The 18,561-nt window shown below is 47.1% G+C and carries 18 protein-coding genes; 14 read left to right on the top strand and 4 right to left on the bottom strand.

The window, feature by feature from the left end; genetic code table 11:
• Window positions 1-66: 66 nt before the first annotated feature.
• Window positions 67-954, top strand: coding sequence for a LysR family transcriptional regulator (locus ADS79_RS19510; protein ID WP_049740049.1), 888 nt, complete (start codon window positions 67-69; stop codon window positions 952-954).
• Between the two features lie 35 nt (window positions 955-989).
• On the opposite strand, the gene ADS79_RS19505 is transcribed toward ADS79_RS19510, so the two are convergent.
• Both ADS79_RS19505 and ADS79_RS19500 read right to left on the bottom strand, forming a co-directional pair.
• The gene (locus ADS79_RS19505) at window positions 990-1,667 is read right to left on the bottom strand and encodes a class F sortase (protein ID WP_049740048.1); all 678 of its coding nucleotides are present in this window, start codon (window positions 1,665-1,667) and stop codon (window positions 990-992) included.
• A gap of 50 nt (window positions 1,668-1,717) precedes the next feature.
• A complete protein-coding gene (locus tag ADS79_RS19500; protein WP_049740047.1) occupies window positions 1,718-1,942 on the bottom strand; it encodes a hypothetical protein in 225 nt (74 codons plus the stop codon).
• 176 nt (window positions 1,943-2,118) lie between these two features.
• Between ADS79_RS19500 and ADS79_RS19495 the strand changes: the two genes are divergently transcribed.
• The 6 genes from ADS79_RS19495 to ADS79_RS19470 all read left to right on the top strand — a co-directional run bounded on the left by ADS79_RS19495 (window position 2,119) and on the right by ADS79_RS19470 (window position 8,103).
• The gene (locus ADS79_RS19495; RefSeq protein ID WP_049740046.1) at window positions 2,119-2,466 is read left to right on the top strand and encodes a thioredoxin family protein; all 348 of its coding nucleotides are present in this window, start codon (window positions 2,119-2,121) and stop codon (window positions 2,464-2,466) included.
• Window positions 2,467-2,499: 33 nt separating this feature from the next.
• Window positions 2,500-3,405 (top strand): RluA family pseudouridine synthase, encoded by a 906-nt coding sequence (locus ADS79_RS19490; protein ID WP_049740045.1) that lies wholly within the window; start codon window positions 2,500-2,502, stop codon window positions 3,403-3,405.
• Window positions 3,406-3,467: 62 nt separating this feature from the next.
• Entirely contained in the window at window positions 3,468-4,586 is a 1,119-nt protein-coding gene (locus tag ADS79_RS19485) for a YheC/YheD family endospore coat-associated protein (RefSeq protein WP_049740044.1), read from the top strand.
• Between the two features lie 271 nt (window positions 4,587-4,857).
• Window positions 4,858-5,370, top strand: coding sequence for a hypothetical protein (locus tag ADS79_RS19480; protein WP_049740043.1), 513 nt, complete (start codon window positions 4,858-4,860; stop codon window positions 5,368-5,370).
• A 32-nt stretch (window positions 5,371-5,402) separates the two neighbouring features.
• The gene (locus ADS79_RS19475; RefSeq protein ID WP_049740042.1) at window positions 5,403-7,595 is read left to right on the top strand and encodes an ABC transporter transmembrane domain-containing protein; all 2,193 of its coding nucleotides are present in this window, start codon (window positions 5,403-5,405) and stop codon (window positions 7,593-7,595) included.
• Entirely contained in the window at window positions 7,579-8,103 is a 525-nt protein-coding gene (locus tag ADS79_RS19470; RefSeq protein ID WP_049740041.1) for a hypothetical protein, read from the top strand. Before ADS79_RS19475 ends, ADS79_RS19470 begins: the two co-directional genes overlap by 17 nt.
• 172 nt (window positions 8,104-8,275) lie before the next feature.
• Here the strand turns inward: ADS79_RS19470 and ADS79_RS19465 are convergent, their stop codons facing one another.
• Window positions 8,276-9,196: a LysR family transcriptional regulator gene (locus ADS79_RS19465; protein WP_049740040.1), complete on the bottom strand. Its 921-nt coding sequence runs from the start codon at window positions 9,194-9,196 to the stop codon at window positions 8,276-8,278.
• Window positions 9,197-9,360: 164 nt separating this feature from the next.
• Here ADS79_RS19465 and ADS79_RS19460 point away from each other — a divergent pair, with 164 nt between their 5' ends.
• Both ADS79_RS19460 and apgM read left to right on the top strand, forming a co-directional pair.
• Window positions 9,361-10,848: an SLC13 family permease gene (locus ADS79_RS19460; protein ID WP_049740039.1), complete on the top strand. Its 1,488-nt coding sequence runs from the start codon at window positions 9,361-9,363 to the stop codon at window positions 10,846-10,848.
• 14 nt (window positions 10,849-10,862) lie between these two features.
• The gene (gene apgM, locus ADS79_RS19455) at window positions 10,863-12,104 is read left to right on the top strand and encodes a 2,3-bisphosphoglycerate-independent phosphoglycerate mutase (protein WP_049740038.1); all 1,242 of its coding nucleotides are present in this window, start codon (window positions 10,863-10,865) and stop codon (window positions 12,102-12,104) included.
• A 64-nt stretch (window positions 12,105-12,168) separates the two neighbouring features.
• Here the strand turns inward: apgM and ADS79_RS19450 are convergent, their stop codons facing one another.
• The gene (locus ADS79_RS19450) at window positions 12,169-12,621 is read right to left on the bottom strand and encodes a GNAT family N-acetyltransferase (RefSeq protein ID WP_049740037.1); all 453 of its coding nucleotides are present in this window, start codon (window positions 12,619-12,621) and stop codon (window positions 12,169-12,171) included.
• 483 nt (window positions 12,622-13,104) lie between these two features.
• On the opposite strand from ADS79_RS19450, the gene ADS79_RS19445 reads away from it, so the two are divergent.
• The 5 genes from ADS79_RS19445 (at window position 13,105) to ADS79_RS19425 (ending at window position 18,561) form a co-directional block, all read left to right on the top strand.
• Window positions 13,105-13,776: a helix-turn-helix transcriptional regulator gene (locus ADS79_RS19445; RefSeq protein ID WP_049740036.1), complete on the top strand. Its 672-nt coding sequence runs from the start codon at window positions 13,105-13,107 to the stop codon at window positions 13,774-13,776.
• Complete coding sequence (locus ADS79_RS19440) at window positions 13,773-14,882, top strand: alanine racemase (RefSeq protein WP_049740035.1); 1,110 nt, start codon at window positions 13,773-13,775, stop codon at window positions 14,880-14,882. The genes ADS79_RS19445 and ADS79_RS19440 overlap by 4 nt, the downstream gene beginning before the upstream one ends.
• Window positions 14,883-14,893: 11 nt before the next feature.
• The gene (locus ADS79_RS19435; protein WP_049740034.1) at window positions 14,894-15,856 is read left to right on the top strand and encodes an ornithine cyclodeaminase family protein; all 963 of its coding nucleotides are present in this window, start codon (window positions 14,894-14,896) and stop codon (window positions 15,854-15,856) included.
• A 15-nt stretch (window positions 15,857-15,871) separates the two neighbouring features.
• Window positions 15,872-16,831, top strand: coding sequence for a dipeptidase (locus ADS79_RS19430; protein WP_049740033.1), 960 nt, complete (start codon window positions 15,872-15,874; stop codon window positions 16,829-16,831).
• A 65-nt stretch (window positions 16,832-16,896) separates the two neighbouring features.
• Window positions 16,897-18,561, top strand: a complete 1,665-nt coding sequence (locus ADS79_RS19425; RefSeq protein WP_049740032.1) for a peptide ABC transporter substrate-binding protein — start codon at window positions 16,897-16,899, stop codon at window positions 18,559-18,561.

Here is an 18,561-nt window from a genome sequence, read left to right as displayed (position 1 = left end):
CAAAGAAAATAGTTCAAAGATATAATAATTATGAGAAGGATAGTTTTTGCCTATCGGGAGGTTTTTATGGAGTTACGACAAGTTCGCTATGTCCTGGCAGTAGCGGAAGAACGCAGTTTTTCACGGGCAGCAAACCGGTTGCACTTGGCTCAGCCATCGCTGTCCCAACAGATTGCCAAGCTAGAAAAAATTCTCGGAGTGAGCTTGTTTCATCGTCTGCCGCAGCATGTGGAGCTAACGGATGCCGGTCAGCGTTTTGTACAAGTCGCCCAGACGCTAGTCGATATGTCAGAAGGGCTAGAGCGTGAAATGCGCTCTTATGCAGTAGGAGAGAGCGGAAAGCTGTTGGTTGGAAGTCTACCCATAACAGGAGCGTATGTGCTCCCGAGAGTACTGACAACCTTTACAAAGCAGTTTCCGGGTGTTGAGCTCCAATTGATGGAGGACACTTCTAGCCATTTGGAACAATTGCTTGTAAGAGGAAAAATTGATGTTAGCCTGCTGACAATGCCAATCAGCGATCCTTCTCTGGAGATTGTTCCAGCGATCAAAGAGGAAATCTTTTTAGCAGTGCCTCCGCATCATCCATTAGCTGACAGGGACGAGGTGGAATTGACAGAGGTCGCGGACCAGCCCTTTATTTTGCTAAAGGAAGGACAAGGCTTTCGTACGGTTTCTTTGCGCCTCTGCGAGCAGGCTGGGTTTCGTCCTCGAATTGTGTTTGAAAGCAGCAATATCCAAACGGCTCAGTCGCTGGTTGCAGCCGGAATGGGACTGTCTTTCGCACCGAAGATGATCACCATGGCCCCTGGTACCGTCGAACCGCCTGTCTATGTACGAATCAACTCCAAGCCATCACGTACGCTGGTAGTTGCCTATCGAAAGGACAGACCGCTTTCACGCCCTGCAGAAACGTTTGTTCAATTGTTGATTGAACAGGGTGGAAAAATATAAGTAGAAAAAGCCCAAAGTGCCGCTATTTATCGCGATCACTGGGCTTTTTCCAATTGCACATTTTCTTCCTGTACAAGCTCTGAAAATACGACAAGTCGACGGGCATGCTCCTGTTTTTTCTTGTTGAACTTCCCTGCACATGTTATCAGGTTGAGATGCGCTTTATCAGAAGTACCAAAAATTTCTTCAATAGGTGCTTCGTTATTTTTATAGCTGACAACCCGTTTTACTTCAAAGGTTAAATGCTTCCCGGTTTCCTCTAAAATTTTGATGTGGTCTCCGGCTTGTAGCTTTCGCAGGTTATAGAAGATAGCGGGTCCTGTATAGTGATCAAAATGCCCGGCCATTACCGCGTTGCCCTTCATTCCCGGCTTCGTCCATGGTGACAGGATGCCTACATGATCAAATGCTTTTGGTACATCCATTTGACCATTAGCTAAAACACCAACGGGCTCCACAACGGCATGAAGATCAATGGAAGGGATTTCTATGCGCTTCGGATTAAGCCCGTTAGAAAGAGGGGCAGCTGGGACCATTCTTTTCTTGGGTGGTACTGCCGGGCCGTAAACAATCGCCATTTGCTCCGGCTCTACTTCTTGTGGCTGTGCGATTTCTTGTACGGGCATGGGCTGAGCGGGAGGGGACTGGGTAACATGATTACAGCCAGATAGAACGAGACCGATCAGGAGCCATTTCATTAACGTATTCTTCATGCAGCAAGTCTCCTTACACAAACGAAGTAAAAAGGGGGGGAGGCCCCCCCTTATTCCATTTCGCTAGCGCCGCCCATGCCTGTTTTCGGCATCGCCTTGATGTGCGCTTTGCCCAGAGCTTTTGTATGCATTTTGTGAGCTTTTGTCTTCATGTGGTGAGATTTTGTGTGAACCTTGTGATGCTTTTTCGTGTGATCATCGTGAGTAGCGGCAGAAACAGGCAGAGCAGAACCCAGCAAGCAGAGGACCATTACAAAAGCAGCAAACTTTTTCATCTTCACACCATCCTTTTGGATTCTTGTCCTTACAAGCCATATCATTTCCGATAGTCGAATTGTTAGTAATGGCAATTGTTTCACACCCAAAAAATAGGCGTTGCACTTCTGGATTACACAAAAAAGCAAAAGCTATGATACACTATTGCCAAATCATTATGGGAGGCAGATCAACCATGAGAGAGATTAAAACTGAAGCAGACTTTGAACAAATCATTTCTAATACGAAACCTGTTATTGTCAAATTTTTCACCGATTGGTGCCCAGATTGCCATCGAATCGACCCATTCATGCCAGCGGTCGAGGAAAAATACAAGGCTGATCTGGACATGATAGAAGTAAATCGTGACACGCTACCTGATTTGTCACAAAAACTGGATGTATTCGGCATTCCTAGCTTCATCGCTTTCCAAGAAGGGAAGGAATTGATTCGTTTTGTTAGCAAGCTGGGCAAAAGCCGCGATGAAATCGAGCATTTTCTGGATCGCGTTATTCAAGTGAGCAAAGGCTTGGAAGAGGCTTAAAAAAGAGATCACAAGACAGGGAGATACAAACCCATGCAAGTCATGAAAAAAGAAGGGGAATGGCTCATTACCCATTTACGTGCAGAAGATGCCGATACCCCTATTGGGAACCTGTTGCGGGAAGAGTGGAAGCTCCCCCGTAAACAGGTCCATCTTTTATTCCAGTACAAAGAGGTTCTGCTTGACGGTGAGCCAGTTGCCCAGCATATAAAAGGTGCAGAGGGTCAGGAAATTCGCTTGCGCTTGTGTCCGCCAGAGCCGCTCGGCCTAGATCCCGCGAGTGAGGTGCCTGACATCCTGTATGAAGATGATCACTTGCTGATTGTCAACAAGCCGGTTGGGCTGCTTTTGCATCCAACCGAATCGCATCACCATCTCACGCTGGATCATTTGGTAGCGGGTCATTTTTTTCGGACGGGTCTGCAAGCAAAAGTAAGACACGTTCACCGACTTGACCAGGACACCTCAGGCGTTGTGCTTTATGCCAAGCATGCGTGGGCATCCGCTCTTCTGGATGAGCTTTTACGTGAGAGAAAAATCAAGCGTACATATTGGGCATTTGTTCATGGCAGGGTGTCTAAAGACAGCGGGAAGATCAACGAGCCGATTGGAAAAGACCGCAATCATCCGACTAGAAGACGGGTTACGCCAAATGGCGACCAGGCCATCACCCATTACCAGGTTCGTGAGCGGTACAAAACAGCGACCCAACTGGAATGTCGGCTAGAAACAGGTCGTACCCATCAGATTCGGGTTCATCTGAGCTATATCGGTCACCCGCTGCTGGGAGATGAGCTGTACGGCGGCAAACGTGATCTTATCCAAAGACAAGCGCTGCACGGGGCTATTCTGCGCTTTGAGCATCCGTTTAGCCAGCAGGTCGTAGAAGCACAAGCCCCTTTGCCAGAAGACCTGTTATCCTTGGAAAAGAAGCTGTAGGAAGCGCCAACTGGCTGGTAGGTGAATAAACTGCCAGGGAGGAAACGAGAGAGGGTGCATTCATGAAACGACCCATCATCGGAATCCTGACCTGGCGAGAAGGCAAAAAATTTGCAGAGCCAGCTTATTTTCGGCGTTTACTCCGGGCAGGACAAGAGCTGGGCAGTACAGTTTTCCTGTTTTCCCCAAAAGATGTGCTTGCATCAGGCAAGCAGGTCAGGGGTTATGTACTGGATGCTGGCGGAAAATTTCAGGGACGTATTTTTGATCGGCCTGATGCGGTTTTTGACCGCTATCGGTACACTCCCACCCAAGCTTTTAAAGATTATGTAGCTTTTCGCCGTACGAGCCATTTTTTGTATGCGAATAACCGTCTGGCTAACAAATGGCGGGTTCATGATGTTCTCCAACGGGATACCCGTATGCATCGGTGGCTGCCGGAAACCTGGCTGTACAATCGAACCAATCTGGTCAAAATGCTGGGGCGGCATTCTCTCCTTTATGTAAAGCCGTTGAATGGAACCGGGGGGCGAAACATCCTCAGCATCGAGAAGACGTCAGATGGATATCGCTTGTTAGGCAGGGACAAACAACGGGCAAAGGTCGCGACAGTGCTAAAGCAGGTATCATCTGTTCATCGCTGGGTAGATCGCTGGACGAGAAGTGAGAAGTACATCGTTCAGCAAGGGTTGAGACTGCAACTCGTTCCGGCTCGTGCAGTAGACATGCGTCTTTTGATCCAAAAGGATGGCCAAGGCGACTGGCGAATTACGGGGCACGGGATTCGTGTAGGTGGTGAGCGCAGCGCAACCTCCAACCTGCATGGCGGTGGCAAGGCAATTCCTGTTACCACCTTTTTGCAGCCTCGGTTTGGAGCGGAGCGATCTGCCCAAATTGTGGAGGATTGTGAGCAGCTTGCTTTTCAGACAGCAGAGACGTTGGAGAATCATTTTGGGAGAATGGTGGAATTCGGGTTGGATATCGGAATTGACGTCAACGGGAGGGCCTGGCTAATCGAAGTTAATCCGAAGCCCGCACGCGAAATATTCCGCGAGATGGGAGCTGTGCAGCAGTATAAGCAAGCCATTTCCAGACCACTCGAATATGCGATGTACTTGGCGAAAACGAGAGGGCAGGACAGTCGCGAGACCAGGCTCTCCGCAAAAGCAGCCAATCGCTAATGACGAATGGATAGAGTAATCAGAGAAATCTGAGCTCTATCCATTTCTTTTTTATAAAAAAATCGAAAAATGTAACATGGATCACACTAATAAAAAAGATTTGCCTTTATACTGATAGCAGGAGGATACAGGATGGGAAAAGGCGAAGAATAATGTGGATTCTGGTACCTAAGTCCCACTGTGCGTTTAGATTTACTGACGAAACGGGTAATAACCTGTTAGGGAGATATGACGGCTTTGGCTATTGAAAGACTGAGGGAGTAAAAATGACATGAGCTATTATTTTTCGATTTGTGCTTCAGAATATTATCAGCAGAAATACGTTGAATTTCTATTAGAGAATTACGAGCACTTGCAGCTGCCATATGCTTTCCCCGTGGCACTTAGTTATATTGTCAGTCCTATTTTGATGACTCATGAATCCTTTCTTTGTTTCAATGACGATAATGACGTAGTCGGAGCATTTGGTTGCATCTATGGAACGGGTGAAAAGGAGTATGAAGATACTGATATTGTACAAATCCAAGTCATCTTTTTAGCGGAGCCATATAGAGGAACCCTTCTTTTTGCTCGTGCGCTTCATTTTTTCACAGAATACCTCGAACAATTGGACAGGGAAGTAAAAGAATTACGTTTCTGGGCCCCGGCGGAACCTTCCTTACAAAAGCTTTTTGCAAAAGTAGCTGCAAGAACGGCAACCGCCCACACCGAGCATGGGATGCTGGACGAATATCGCTGCTCGCCATCTGTTCTGCTTGCGTACGCAGGAAGAATGCGTCAATAAAGGTTTATTGCTAGCTCGAAGGAGACTACTAGATGATTTTCGTTATGAAAAATTTGCTTGCTTACATCAGACCATATAAACGGTTGACAGCTCTCTTTTTATGTACGCTTCTACTCGATCTTGCTTTTATTTCATTGGCGCCTCTAAGCTTCAAGTACATTATCGACAACGCAATTGAGCCCCGAGATTTCCAATACTTCTACCTTTTCTTAACTGTGTTTGGAATCTGCGCTGTAATTTGTATTTCCTCCGGCCTGGCAAGTGATGTAGCCCTCGCCAAATTAATCACGAAGGTGCAAACTGATTTGCGAAAACGTTTGTTTGAGCATCTGCAGCACATCCATGTAGGGTACTTTCAAAAAAAGCGGTCAGGGGAGCTTGTCTCTCATTTTACCGTTGATTTGCCAGCCATTGAAAGCGCCTTGTCTGTACTGCTGACTACGGGACTTCAGTCACTTGTCGTGGTCGTGTTCAGTACAGCGGTCTTGTTTACTTTGGAGTGGAAAATGGCGCTATTGATTTTAGTAGGCGCATTCATTATTTTTACCGGACCGTTTTTCCTGAACAGGCGAGCGCAAGAGGCCAATAACCAATACTTTGAGCAGGTTGGCTTGCTTGTAAGTGACGTCAATGAAAATATGAAAGCCCAAAAGGTAATCAAAGGCTATCATTTGCAAGCTTCGATGATTCAAAAATTTCAATCAAGGTTGCAGGCTTTCTCGATCGCGAATTATCACAAGCAAGTAATCGATGCACGTCTGGAACGATTTCCGATGGCAAGTCTCCTTCTTGTCAACTTCGCTATTGTCGCGTTCGGTTCCTATTTAGCGCTGCAAGGCTATATTACCGTTGGTGCTCTGGTTGGATTTTTCACGATGTACACCTCTATGGGAAATGCGGTCTTTAACCTCACCTATACCATCCCAGCCGTTACGGAAGCATCCGTCAGTTTAGAACGTCTCAAGCAAGTATTCGACCAACCAAAGGAAAAGGAAGGCACAGTCATGGTCACTGGCGAAGATGAAGGAGGTCAAATGGTACTCGCGGCGGAAAATGTGACCTTTGGATATGATGAGAGTCAACCTGTACTCAAGCAAGTCACATTGAATATTCCATTTGGTTCAAAAGTTGCTTTCGTCGGATCAAGTGGTTCAGGAAAAAGCACAATGCTCCAGCTGTTGATTGGCTTTTATCATCCAGAGCACGGACAGATCCGAATCAATCGTACGGACATGCAACACGTGGACCAAGGCACGTACCGCGAACGAATCGGGATCGTTTTTCAGGAAAACTTTTTATTCAATGGATCCATATTAGAAAACATTCGCTTGGGACGCTCTGCTGCAACGATGGAAGAGGTCGTAGATGCCGCAAAACAGGCTGAGATTCATGAGTATATAACGAGTCTTCCAAATGGCTATCAGTCAGAAGTGCTGGATGAGGGAAGCAATTTCTCTGGTGGACAAAGGCAGAGAATCGCGATTGCTAGAGCCATTCTGCGAAATCCATCGATTTTGTTTTTGGACGAAGCGACATCCGCTCTGGACCCAATCGCAGAGTCCTCCCTTAACCGAACGTTCCATGAGCTCTCTCACAACAGGACAGTTGTTTCCGTTACCCACAGGCTGGCATCGATTACAGAAATGGATCAAATTTTTGTCTTTGACAAAGGGAAGCTGGTCGACTGTGGAAGTCATCAGGAAATGATTGAGCATGGCAGTTTTTATCAGCAATTATGGGAAAAGCAAAATGGATTATCCATCTCCGAGAGTGGAAAGGAAGCAACGATTGATAGCGGGCGGTTGTCCAGACTTCCGTTTTTCCGTGGAGTCGATCAAAATGTCTTGGCGGATATCGCCAGCTTGTTTCAAACAGAGACTTTTTCAACTGGTGAGTCGATCATTCGAGAAGGCGATAAAGGCGAGAAGTTTTATGTCATTGTAAGAGGCAGGGTAGAAGTTACCAAAGCCACATCCGAGACAGAAAGCGGTTCAATCAGAGTCGCTGTTTTGGAGGATGGAGATCATTTTGGAGAGATTGCCCTGCTCGATCATATTCCGAGAACCGCTACCATTACAGCCCTGACGCCGTGTATTTGCGTATCTTTGCAGCGCAAGGTACTCCAATACATTTTAGCGAGCAATCCAAAAATCGATGAATACGTAAGGGAAACACTGAAGGGACGTAGAACAACGGAGGTACTAAGCCATGCAGGCGACATTTAGAAACTGTGTAAGCGCCGAAGACTATGCCCAGTTCACATTATATTTTGTTCGCAATCGACAGGATTTTAGCGTGGAGTTTACCTTGTGCGATACCTTGTTTCATATTCTTGATTCGATCAATCAAGCCCAGATCATTTTGATTTTCGATCCGATGAACACTGTCATCGGCTGGGGACATTATCGCTATATCAATACACAAAACCAACACGATCCTGCTGGAGAGATTGTACTAGTGGATTCAGTAATCGTGTCGAAAGAATATCGAAGCACCCGGATGTTTGCAACGGGACTGTGTTACTTGGTTAATCAAATTGCGAGAGAGAATACGCATGTGAAGCTGTTTCAATTTCGAGCGCAGGAGCAGAATGTGTATCTGAATCGACTCTACTCCAAATTTGCACAAGTAAGCGGTCAAGACGAGGGCAACTATGGAATGGAGAATATCTATTCTAGTGAATTCCAACAATTACAGAGCTACTTGAATAGAGTGAATAAAGGGCAGATATAGAATTAGCCGAGAGAACGGAGAAGGGAGGTGACATACATGATCCCAATGATGCCAAGGTTAGACAAGAAAAGCGGCACTAAAATCAGTAAGATTCTCATGATGAATGAGCAACTGAGAGCCGCTAATGCTGTTGCTGCAAAATAAGATTGGATATGAAAACAAGCTGCTGACGTTAAAACGTCGGCAGCTTGTTTTCATATGCCCTTTCATTGCGCTCATCCAGCAGCGTGATAAATTGCTGGGCTGCGGGAGAAAGATGCTTCCCCCGATGATACACGTACCGAATCCCCCTGAGAAATTCGACCCCTGTTATCGGAATCTCCACGAGTAAACCGTGCTTGACGTCCTGGCTGATCGCAAATCTAGAAACAATCGACACGCCAAGACCGTGGATAACCCCTTGTTTGATCGCCTCCAAATTACTGATCTCCATAAAGTGTGGAAAGCTGATTCCGTACTCGTTGAATTTGCCTTCCAAATAGACGCGGGTAGCGGATTTGTTTGGTTTGAGAATCAAGGTTTCATCAACTAAATCATCTAAGGTACAAGACTCTTTTTGAGCCAGTGGATGCTGGTTATTTACGATGAGAACCAGCTCGTCCTGATAGAAGGTTTTCGAATGAAAGCGTACCTCATCAATCGGAATGCGGTCGGAGAGAACAAGAAACTCGACCTTGCTTGCCTCCAGCATGTCAAGAAGATGGCTGGAGGAGGTAATATTCATATTGATCTTGATGCCAGGAAATTTTTTCGTGAACATGCTAAGAATAGCAGGAAGCAAGTAGACTCCAACAAAATTACTCGCCCCGTATGAGAGTGTACCAGCAGACAGATTATCCAGCTGCTTGATGTGCTCCTTCGACGAATGAAATAGATTAATGATTTGCTCGGCATACGGTTTAAAATGCTCGCCATATGTAGTTAAATAAAGCTTTTTGCCGATACGGTCAAATAGAGGAAAGCCTAAATCGCGTTCGAGGCTTTGGATTTGCATACTGACGGCAGGCTGTGAGCAGTAGAGCAAATCTGCGGCTTCGGTAAAGTTTAGACAATCCGAGAGAGTGAGGAAGGTTTGGAGCTTTGTCAGATTCATGGTTTCCGTCTCCTTCTCTGATCAGGTAGTGCTTTTTCAAATTATATCAAAACTCCTGAATGATAACATTATCTTATGATTATTGAAAATAAATCAAATTGTTTTATGATATGTGGTTGAATAAGATGAAATCGTATACATTTCATGGTGCGAGGGGGATTTACATGAGCGATAATCTGGCAGCCACAGACAAGGAAGGAAAAGGACCACCTATCAAAAAGAAGAGTAGATTTGAAGAACGGATGAAAAAATGGGGAGTACCCATCGCCATCATCTTCATGCTGTTGCTACTGTTCATGCCTACTCCAGAAGGAATGGAGCCGGCTGCCCAAAAATCAATCGCTATCTTTACAGGGGCGCTGGTGCTTTGGATCACCACTCCCATACCGATTTACTTGACGTCCATTATTGCGATCCTTCTGCTGCCGTTGATTGGAGCGGTAGAAGATCAGGAAGTTGTCTTTGGTACATTAGGGTTTGATGTTATCTGGTTGATGGTTTCCGCCTTTATTCTTACTTCCGCTATGATCAAATCCAATTTGGGTCGGAGATTTGCCTTGTGGATGGTAACGAAATTCGGTAAAACTCCGAAAATGACGCTATTGGTTTTAATTGCGATTAACTTTATCTTGGCATTCTTCGTACCTTCTACGACAGCGAGAGCGACGCTCATGGTGCCCATCTGCTTGATCTTGCTCGAGGTTTACAAGGCCATCCCGGGAAGAAGCAATCTGGGTAGAGTGATGATGCTCCAAGGCGTGCAAGCCGACGCCCTCGCGACTTCTGGGGTCATGACAGCGACTTCAGGCAACATTATCGCTGTCGGGTTTATTAATGAGCTGGCGGGTGGACAGATTGGCTATATGGACTGGCTGCTGGCGTCCATGCCGACAGCAATTATCACGATGCTCATCACCTTTTTCATAGGCTTCAAGTTATTTTCGATCAAGGATGAATCGAATTTCCAAGATGTGATGGGAACGCTGCATGATGAATTGAAAAAGCTGGGTCAATTCTCGACAGATGAGAAAAAAGCTACGATCATTTTTATCCTGACGGTCATCCTGTGGGCAACTGGAGACTACCACAAGGATTGGTTCGGTTTTGAAATCAGCACAGAACAGACAGCTGTACTGGCTGCATTGCTTTGCTTGCTTCCGAGAGTGGGCCTTCTGACCTGGAAAGACACGAATATCAAATGGGAGCTCATGATTTTCGCGGCGGGTGCGTATGCGGTAGGAAACGCGTTGGATAAGTCAAAGGGTGCGGAATGGATCATCAAAAATGTGGTAAGCACGTTGGGGCTGGAACAGATGAGCCATGCCATGGTTGCCGTTGTAGTCATCTTCCTCAGTATGTATAGCCACCTCATTTTCACAAGTAAAACGGTGCGAGTGACAATCTTGATCCCTGCCTTTATTGCCCTGGCGAAGACGCTCGGCATGGACCCGGTACCACTTGCTTTGGCTGCTGCTATGACGATGACGTATACGATTACATTGCCGCCGCATTCGAAAGTGAATACGATCTATTTTGGAACCGGTTATTTTTCTGTATTGGATCAGGTGAAATACGCGGTTGTTACCTGCTTTATCGGGGCATCAATCATCAGCTTGGCTTACTTTACCTGGTTTAAGGTTCTGGGATTATAACAGTAGGAGGATGTATGTTACAAAGAAAAGTGATTGTCGCAATAGCTGACGGCATCGGGGACCGTCCACATCCGCTCATAGGAAACAAGACCCCGTTGGAATACGCGCACACACCGAATCTGGATGATCTGGCCGCAAAAGGCATTACGGGGATGATGAATCTGATCAGCCCTGGGATTCCGGTCGGAACAGACATGGGACATTTAATTTTGTTCGGGTATCAGCCTGAGCAATATCCGGGACGTGGACCAATTGAGGCGCTGGGAGTTGGGATGGATGTCAAGCCAGGCGATGTTGTCCTGCGCTGTAATTTTGCTACCGTTAATGAGGAAGGAATTGTCCTCGATCGTCGTGCCCAGCGCATTCGTGAGAAAACCGATGAAATCGCCGCCGCGATTCAGGAAATAAAGCTAGCGGATGATGTGGAGGTCCATTTCAAACAGGCCACCGAGCATCGAGCTGTTCTTATTTTACGGGGAAATGGCCTCAGCGATAAAGTGAGTGATTCCGATCCAAAAGCGCCGAATGACGGCAAACCGTATCTATCCATAAAACCGCTGGATGATTCCAGTGAAGCAGCATATACCGCATTTCTGCTCAACCTCTTCCTGGAAAAGGCACATGCGATGCTGTCCGATCATCCCGTCAATTTGCAGCGCATAGCTGAAGGCAAGCTGCCCGCCAATTTTATATTGACCAGAGGAGCAGGGCAGATGGTTGATTTGAGGCCGATCACTGAACAGCTAGGGATGACGGGTAGCTGTATTGCTGGTGAAAGCACAGTATTGGGTGTAGCTTCACTCGCAGGCTTTCAAACGTTTTCCGATCCGGCCATGACGGGAAACATCGACACGGATATCGCCTTGAAGGCAAGCCTGGCAATCCAGGAAATACAAGAAAAGGATATGGTCTATGTGCATGTCAAAGCTCCCGATCTGATGGGGCACGATAATCAGCCGATCGAAAAGGCCAAATCCATTGAGCTATTCGATCAGATGGTAGGAATGATAGCACAGCAGCTGCCTGATGATGTGTATCTGGCGCTGGCAGCCGACCATTCTACGCCTTGCGAGGTAGGGGAGCACACAGGTGATCCGGTACCGGTGCTCATATATGGACCGAGCATTCGCAAGGACCGCATCATGCAATATAATGAACTGGACTGTGCGCATGGCGGCCTGGGTCATTTGAGCGGAAGCGATTTCGTCCGGACACTGCACGGATTTATGGGATTGGTGAAAAAGCAAGGAAACTGAAAACAACCCTGATTTTCTACGCGAAAGTAGGAAAATCAGGGCTTTTCTTTGTACAGGGATGTCTCTACAGGTCTTGGGAGAGACGAACCATGTCAAAGAGCTGGATCCCGTTTTCGAAAATTGGTTCATTGTAATGTCTGATGAAGAAGTCTTTATCGATCCAAGTCATCCGAAAGCCGCATTTCTGGTAGAGTGCAAGCTGATCCAGGCTGGAATTGCCCGTGCCGACCTCTATCGTTTTATAACCAGATGCCTTTGCCACCTCGATGGCGTGCAGGACCAGCTTTTTGCCGATGCCCTGTCCTTGGTGACCTTCATCAACTGCTACATTGACAAGCTCAATCGTATCTGGCCTGGTTTGAATAAGAACATAGACTCCAACGAGATCATTTTCTTTTGCAGCTACATAGCACTGACCTCTTTGTAAATACTCTTCCACCAGCTTTTGCGATGGGTCAGCAAGCAGTAGCAGGTTCATGGGGGCTTCTTCGTGAGGAGCCAGTTTTCTCATATCCATTGGTTATTCTCCTTTTGCCCGATCAGTCACCGCCACACTAGTAGAAGGGAGGGACGACGGGGATTATCCCTTAAGCATGTTTGTATGGTTGCTATTATAGCAATGGTTACGAAAGTTTGTAAAATATGTCAGGTTGGGAAGCGCAGGACAGGTGTTGTGTGATTTTGCATCGTTTTCCATGACGGGTCAGTGAGCAGTTTGGAACGCTTGATCGACGAGAGAAAAAAATATAAAAGAAGCAAGGGAATTGGAGCATACATACTCACTTTTATATAATTTTTTATCTGATCAATCCTCTGAAGAACAGTCCAATGTATTGAAAATATTGTTTTATAAAGGTTTTTTGTCCTGTGTTTGTTGATAAGAAAGTCTATGTGCATTATTTTTATAGAAAAAATTATATTTTATCTTGAATTAATTATATGGGTCATTATAATGAGTGGTAGCAGGCATCAACAGAAACAAACAATAGGAGCGTGAAGCATGGGGAAATATACAGAGGAATTGAAACGGTTTATTCCGATTGCGGATGCCATGGCCCAGACCTTTGGCAAAAATTGCGAGGTAGTACTCCATGACTTGAGCTCGCCGCAGTCATCAGTTATTTACACAGCCAACAACCATGTAACGGGACGGGCGATCGGTCAGTCTTTCAACCATTTGATCACGCAGGTGCTTTTGTCCCAAAAGCTGCAAAATGATGTGGTAGCCAATTACCGAACAGAGACGGAAGACGGACGAACGATCAAGTCGACAACAGCTTTGATTCGAAATGCCGAGGGAGAAGCAATCGGCGCTTTTTGTATCAACATCGACATCCAGCCGTTGGTGAGTACCCGGGAGTTCATAGAAGATTTTATCCGGATGGATGAAGAACCAGTGGATCGTGAAGAGGTTGAGGTGGTACAAAATGTGTGGGAGATTGTCGAACAGATGATTAACCAGATGATCTCCGAAAAAGATGTAGAGAAAATCGAGAAAAACGAAAAGCTGCAAATTGTCCAGTTTATGGACAAAAAAGGTGTGTTTTTGATCAAAGGGGCACTGGAAAAGGTGGCCGCCGAATTGAAGATTTCCAAGGTCACGATGTACAGCTACCTGGATGAGCTGCGCAGAAACCACAAGCAGGAGCTGGAGGAGGGGGTGACCAGATGAGGCAACAAATAGGCAAACAAGTGGACGAGCTCGATACACCCTCTCTGCTCATCGATCTGGACCGTCTGGAGAAAAACATGCGCGAGATGCAGTCGCTTGCTGATTCGAGAGGGGCTGCTCTCCGGCCCCATATCAAGACGCATAAATGCGGAGCAATCGCACAGATGCAGATCGAGTGCGGAGCCAAGGGAATTACGGTTGCAAAGCTGGGCGAGGCAGAGGTCATGGCCGATTTGGGGATTACGGACATTTTTGTAGCGACGCAAATCGTCGGGGTACAAAAGCTATCCAGACTGGATGCACTGGCAAAGCGGGCAACAATCAGGCTGGCAGTGGATTCCCTTATCCAGATCGAGCAATTGTTTCAGTATTGCACGCAAGCAGCCGACGTGGAAATCATGATCGAGGTGGATACAGGCTTACAGCGCTGCGGGGTAGAGCCCGATCGCGTAGAAATTCTTATAAATAAAATTATCGGAAAATTCCCTGAAATAAAAATAGGCGGAATTTTTACGCACGAAGGTCATGTTTATCAGGCGGTTGATCGGAAGCAGATGGTGCAAATCGCTCGCCAAGCCCAGCAGACGATGGTAGAGCTCAGTCAGCGAATTCGTTCAAGATGGGGGATTGCAAGTGAGGTCAGTGTAGGCTGTACGCTAGCGCTGCAGAGTGCAGGCATTCAATCGGGCATAACCGAGATTCGACCCGGCACTTACGTCTTCTACGATGCAACGCATGCCGCTTATTTTGGAGATACGAGCCGCTGTGCAGCGACAATCGTGGGAACTGTCATTTCGAAATCTGGCGATAAACGGGCTGTCGCTGACGTCGGAGCGAAGGCGATGACAATCGATATGAGGGCAAGTGGATTGCTTGCGACAAAGAGCTTTGGAAGCGTTTACAGACACGAAGAAGTGATCATCCGAAAGCTGTCTGATGAGCATGCGATTATGGTGCCGGGAACGCCATTTGCAATCGGTGAGCGCATCGAGATTATACCGAATCACATCTGCCCTACTGTCAATCTATACGATACGGCATACGGAATCCGCAATGGCAAGGTCGAAGTGGTGTTCCCGATTCACGCGAGAGGTCGCAATCAATAGGGAGTGTAATGATGGCAAAAGTATTGGTGATTAATCAGGGACTATTTCAGGAGTTGGTGAATTTTCAAGAAGTGATGGAAACGGTTGAAACGGCATTTACACAGTTTGCCCAAAGTAGAAGCGTCGTCTTTCCATCCGTGCGCGAGCGAATCGAGGAGCACAACGGGATTTACAGCATCAAATCATCTTATTTGATTGAGGAAGGGGCAATCGGACTGAAGACTGGAGGCTTCTGGAATGACAACTGGAAGAAAGGCAAAACCAATCATCAGTCTGTCATGCTGCTGCTTTCCCCGGAAACAGGTGAGCCGATTTGCTTGTTGGATGCAAACTCACTGACAGCCATACGGACAGCCGCAGCTGGTGCGGTAGCAGCAAAATATTTGGCACTGCCCGAGAGTAGGACCGTCAGCCTGATTGGCGCTGGTATCCAGGCACGGGCGCAGTTGGAGGGACTTCTGCACTTGTTCCCGCTCGAAAAAGTCACCGTGTATTCCCGGACACAAGCATCTGCAGCCAGGCTGGTCGAAGAAATCCGGCAAAAGGGACTGCAAGCTGAGCAAGCCGAGACACCCAGAGAAGCAGTGGATAGCTCCGATATTGTCGTCACGACTACACCAGCCTTCTCTCCCGTAATCAAGACATCATGGCTTCAGAAAGGCGCCCATCTGAATGCGATGGGTAGCGACACAAGCGGGAAGCGCGAGGTCGAGCTGGATCGATTGCCAGACAAAATCGTCTGTGACCTGTGGGAACAAGCATCGCACCTAGGCGAGCTACAAGGTCAACTCTCGAGAGACAGCCTGTTTGCTGAGATCGGTCAGATTACTGGAAAAGAGCTGCCAGGTCGACAAACGCCAAGTGAAATCACCATGTTTGACTCGACTGGTTTGGCAATTCAAGATCTGAGCGTAGCGCAATTCGTTTATCGCAAAGCCATGGAAGAGCAGAGAGGGATCTATGTGGACCTGTGAACAAAGGAGGCTGCTATGCAAATTATCGATCTACATTGCGACACCTTGTTGAAAATATGGCTATCCAATGGCCAGCTTTCTTTTTGTGACGCGCAGGAATTGGAATCGAACAAAGAGCGACTAAGGAAAGGTGGAGTGAAGGTGCAATGCTTCGCACTCTTCCCTCCTCCTAATCTAACCGTAGAGCAAAAATTTCAGGCCGTCCTCTCGCAAATTCATTATTTTTACGAGGAAGTCCTGGGAAAAAACAGGGAGATGAAGCAGCTCAAGGAATGGGAGGACATCGACCAGCTTCGCGAGGGAGAGATCGGTGCGATGCTCTCGCTGGAAGGTGTAGATGCAATCGGGGATGATTTGCACAAGCTGACGATTCTGTATCAGCTCGGGATTCGCTCCATCGGCTTGACTTGGAATCAGACCAATTATGCCGCAGGAGGAGCATCGGATGCCAAGGGAGGAGGCTTGACTGCACTTGGTCAGAAAATGGTTTTGTTCAACAATCGGCACCGAATGTTTACAGATGTATCGCATTTAAACGAGCAATCCTATTGGGATACGCTTGAGCTCGCTGCTTATCCGATCGCTAGTCATTCCAATGCGAGAGCGATCCTCGATCATCCGAGAAATTTGTCTGATGAACAGGCGAAGGCGATGTTTGCCAATGGGGGAATGGTGAATCTGTTTTTCTCCCCGGCTTTTGTCAAGGAGGGAAGGAGGGCTGCCATTACTGATTTGCTTCGCCATCTTGATCATTTCTGCTCGCTGGGCGGAGTGGATTACCTCGGAATTGGCTCAGATTTTGACGGGATCTCAATTCCTGAGCGCATCAATCAGCTGGAAAATGCGGCGATGCTGCAAAACCTAGTTCAGGAGCTGTTGCGGCACTACACAGAGGACCAGGTGCGAGGATTTGCCTCGGAAAATTTTATGCGGAATCGACCGAAGGCAAAGGACAAAAATGAGATCACAGCATGAGAAGAGTAGCTTGCATTCCTTTTTATCAGCATTCATTCGGGTTTTATCCATAGGGGGAATAAACAATGAGGGTGAAACAAAAAGGATTCCTTTATTTGCTTATTTCAATTCTCATTAGCTGTACGGTACTTACTGGTTGTAATTTCGGTTCGGCAGGAAAGGATTCTGGCGCTCCTGCTCCGGAAGGGAAGTCAGGGGAGCCGGCTGCGGTCAAGCAGGTTCTGAATGTTTCCACGGGAGCGGAGATTGCGACATTGGATGCCGCGCAGATTTCCGATGCCGTCAGCTCTACAGTAGTCAACAACATCAACGAGGGCTTGTACCGCTTCGATGACAAAAGTCAGCCAATCCTGGCAATTGCAGAGGAGCACAAGGAGAGCGAGGACCATTTGACCCACACTTTTCTTTTGCGCGACGCGAAATGGGCGAATGGCGACCCGGTTACTGCCCAGGATTTCGAATACGGCTGGAAAAGGGTATTGCGGGAGACCGGACCCTACGGTGTAGCTTTTGAAATGGCCGGGATTGCAAATGCAGGTAAAATTTTAAGTGGTGAGATGAAGCCTGACGATTTGGGGGTCAAGGCTGTCGATGCGAAAACGCTGGAGGTCAAGCTGGACAGAATAAGTCCGCTGTTCGTGCCTCTGCTGCCGTTGGCCACGTTTTTGCCGCAAAATCAGAAATTTATAGAGCAGGCTGGCGATCAGTATGGTCTGGAACACGACAAGGTACTGGCAAATGGACCGTTTGTTTTAAGCGATTGGAAGCATGATCAAAGCTGGCAGTACAAGAAAAACGAATCCTACTGGGACGCTGCTAACGTCAAGCTGCACGAAATCAATGTGTACATCGTAAAGGAACCTTCTGCAGCGGTCAACTTGTATGAGACGGGGAAGCTGGATCGCGTGGCGGGCTTGACTTCCTCGCTGGTAGATGCCTACAAGGGAAATGATGATTACGAAAAGATCGGGACATCAACGACCATCTTTTTGCGGTTGAATCCTGATGTTGTTGCTTTTCGCAACGAAAATATCAGACGGGCAATCAGCATGGCTGTTGACAGGGAAAGCTTAACGAAAGTCGTATTGAATGATGGTTCGATGCCACTATATGGTCTGGTGCCGACAGGATTCTCCGTCTCACCTGATGGAAAAGATTTCCGTGAAATAAATGGGGACTTGAACAAAGGAACGCCAGAAGAAGCTAGAATATTCTGGAAAAAAGGTCTGGAAGAGCTTGGACAGATTGGTTTGGAAACATCCGTAATCGTTGCTGACCAGGAATATATGAGACAAACAGCAGAATATTTGAAGGCGCAGCTCGAAACAAACTTGCCCGGATTTGTACTGAAATTGAAAACAGTGCCGTTCCAACAGCGGATCAAACAGGAAAAGGCATTTGAATACGACATGGCCTTGTCTACATGGGGACCGGACTATATTGATCCAATGACGTATCTGGACATGTGGGTAACGGGTGGTCATGCCAACCGGATGAAGTATTCCAATCCGAAATTCGATGCGCTGGTTGCAGAGGCAAACAAGGAGCTTGACTCTGGGAAACGCTACGAGATGCTACTGCAATTGGAGAAAATGTTCATTGAGCAAGATGCGGCTGCCGTACCGTTATTCCAGTCTGGAGAAGTCATTTTGCAAAGTAAAAAAATCAAAAACCTGATCATGCATCTCAGCGGACCTGATTTTACGTATAAGTGGACGTATCTCTATTAA

It is taken from the genome of Brevibacillus reuszeri, from assembly GCF_001187725.1.
Taxonomy (GTDB): domain Bacteria; phylum Bacillota; class Bacilli; order Brevibacillales; family Brevibacillaceae; genus Brevibacillus; species Brevibacillus reuszeri.
The sequence above is the reverse complement of the archived record's forward strand: the minus strand, read 5'-3'. Positions and strand labels throughout refer to the sequence as shown.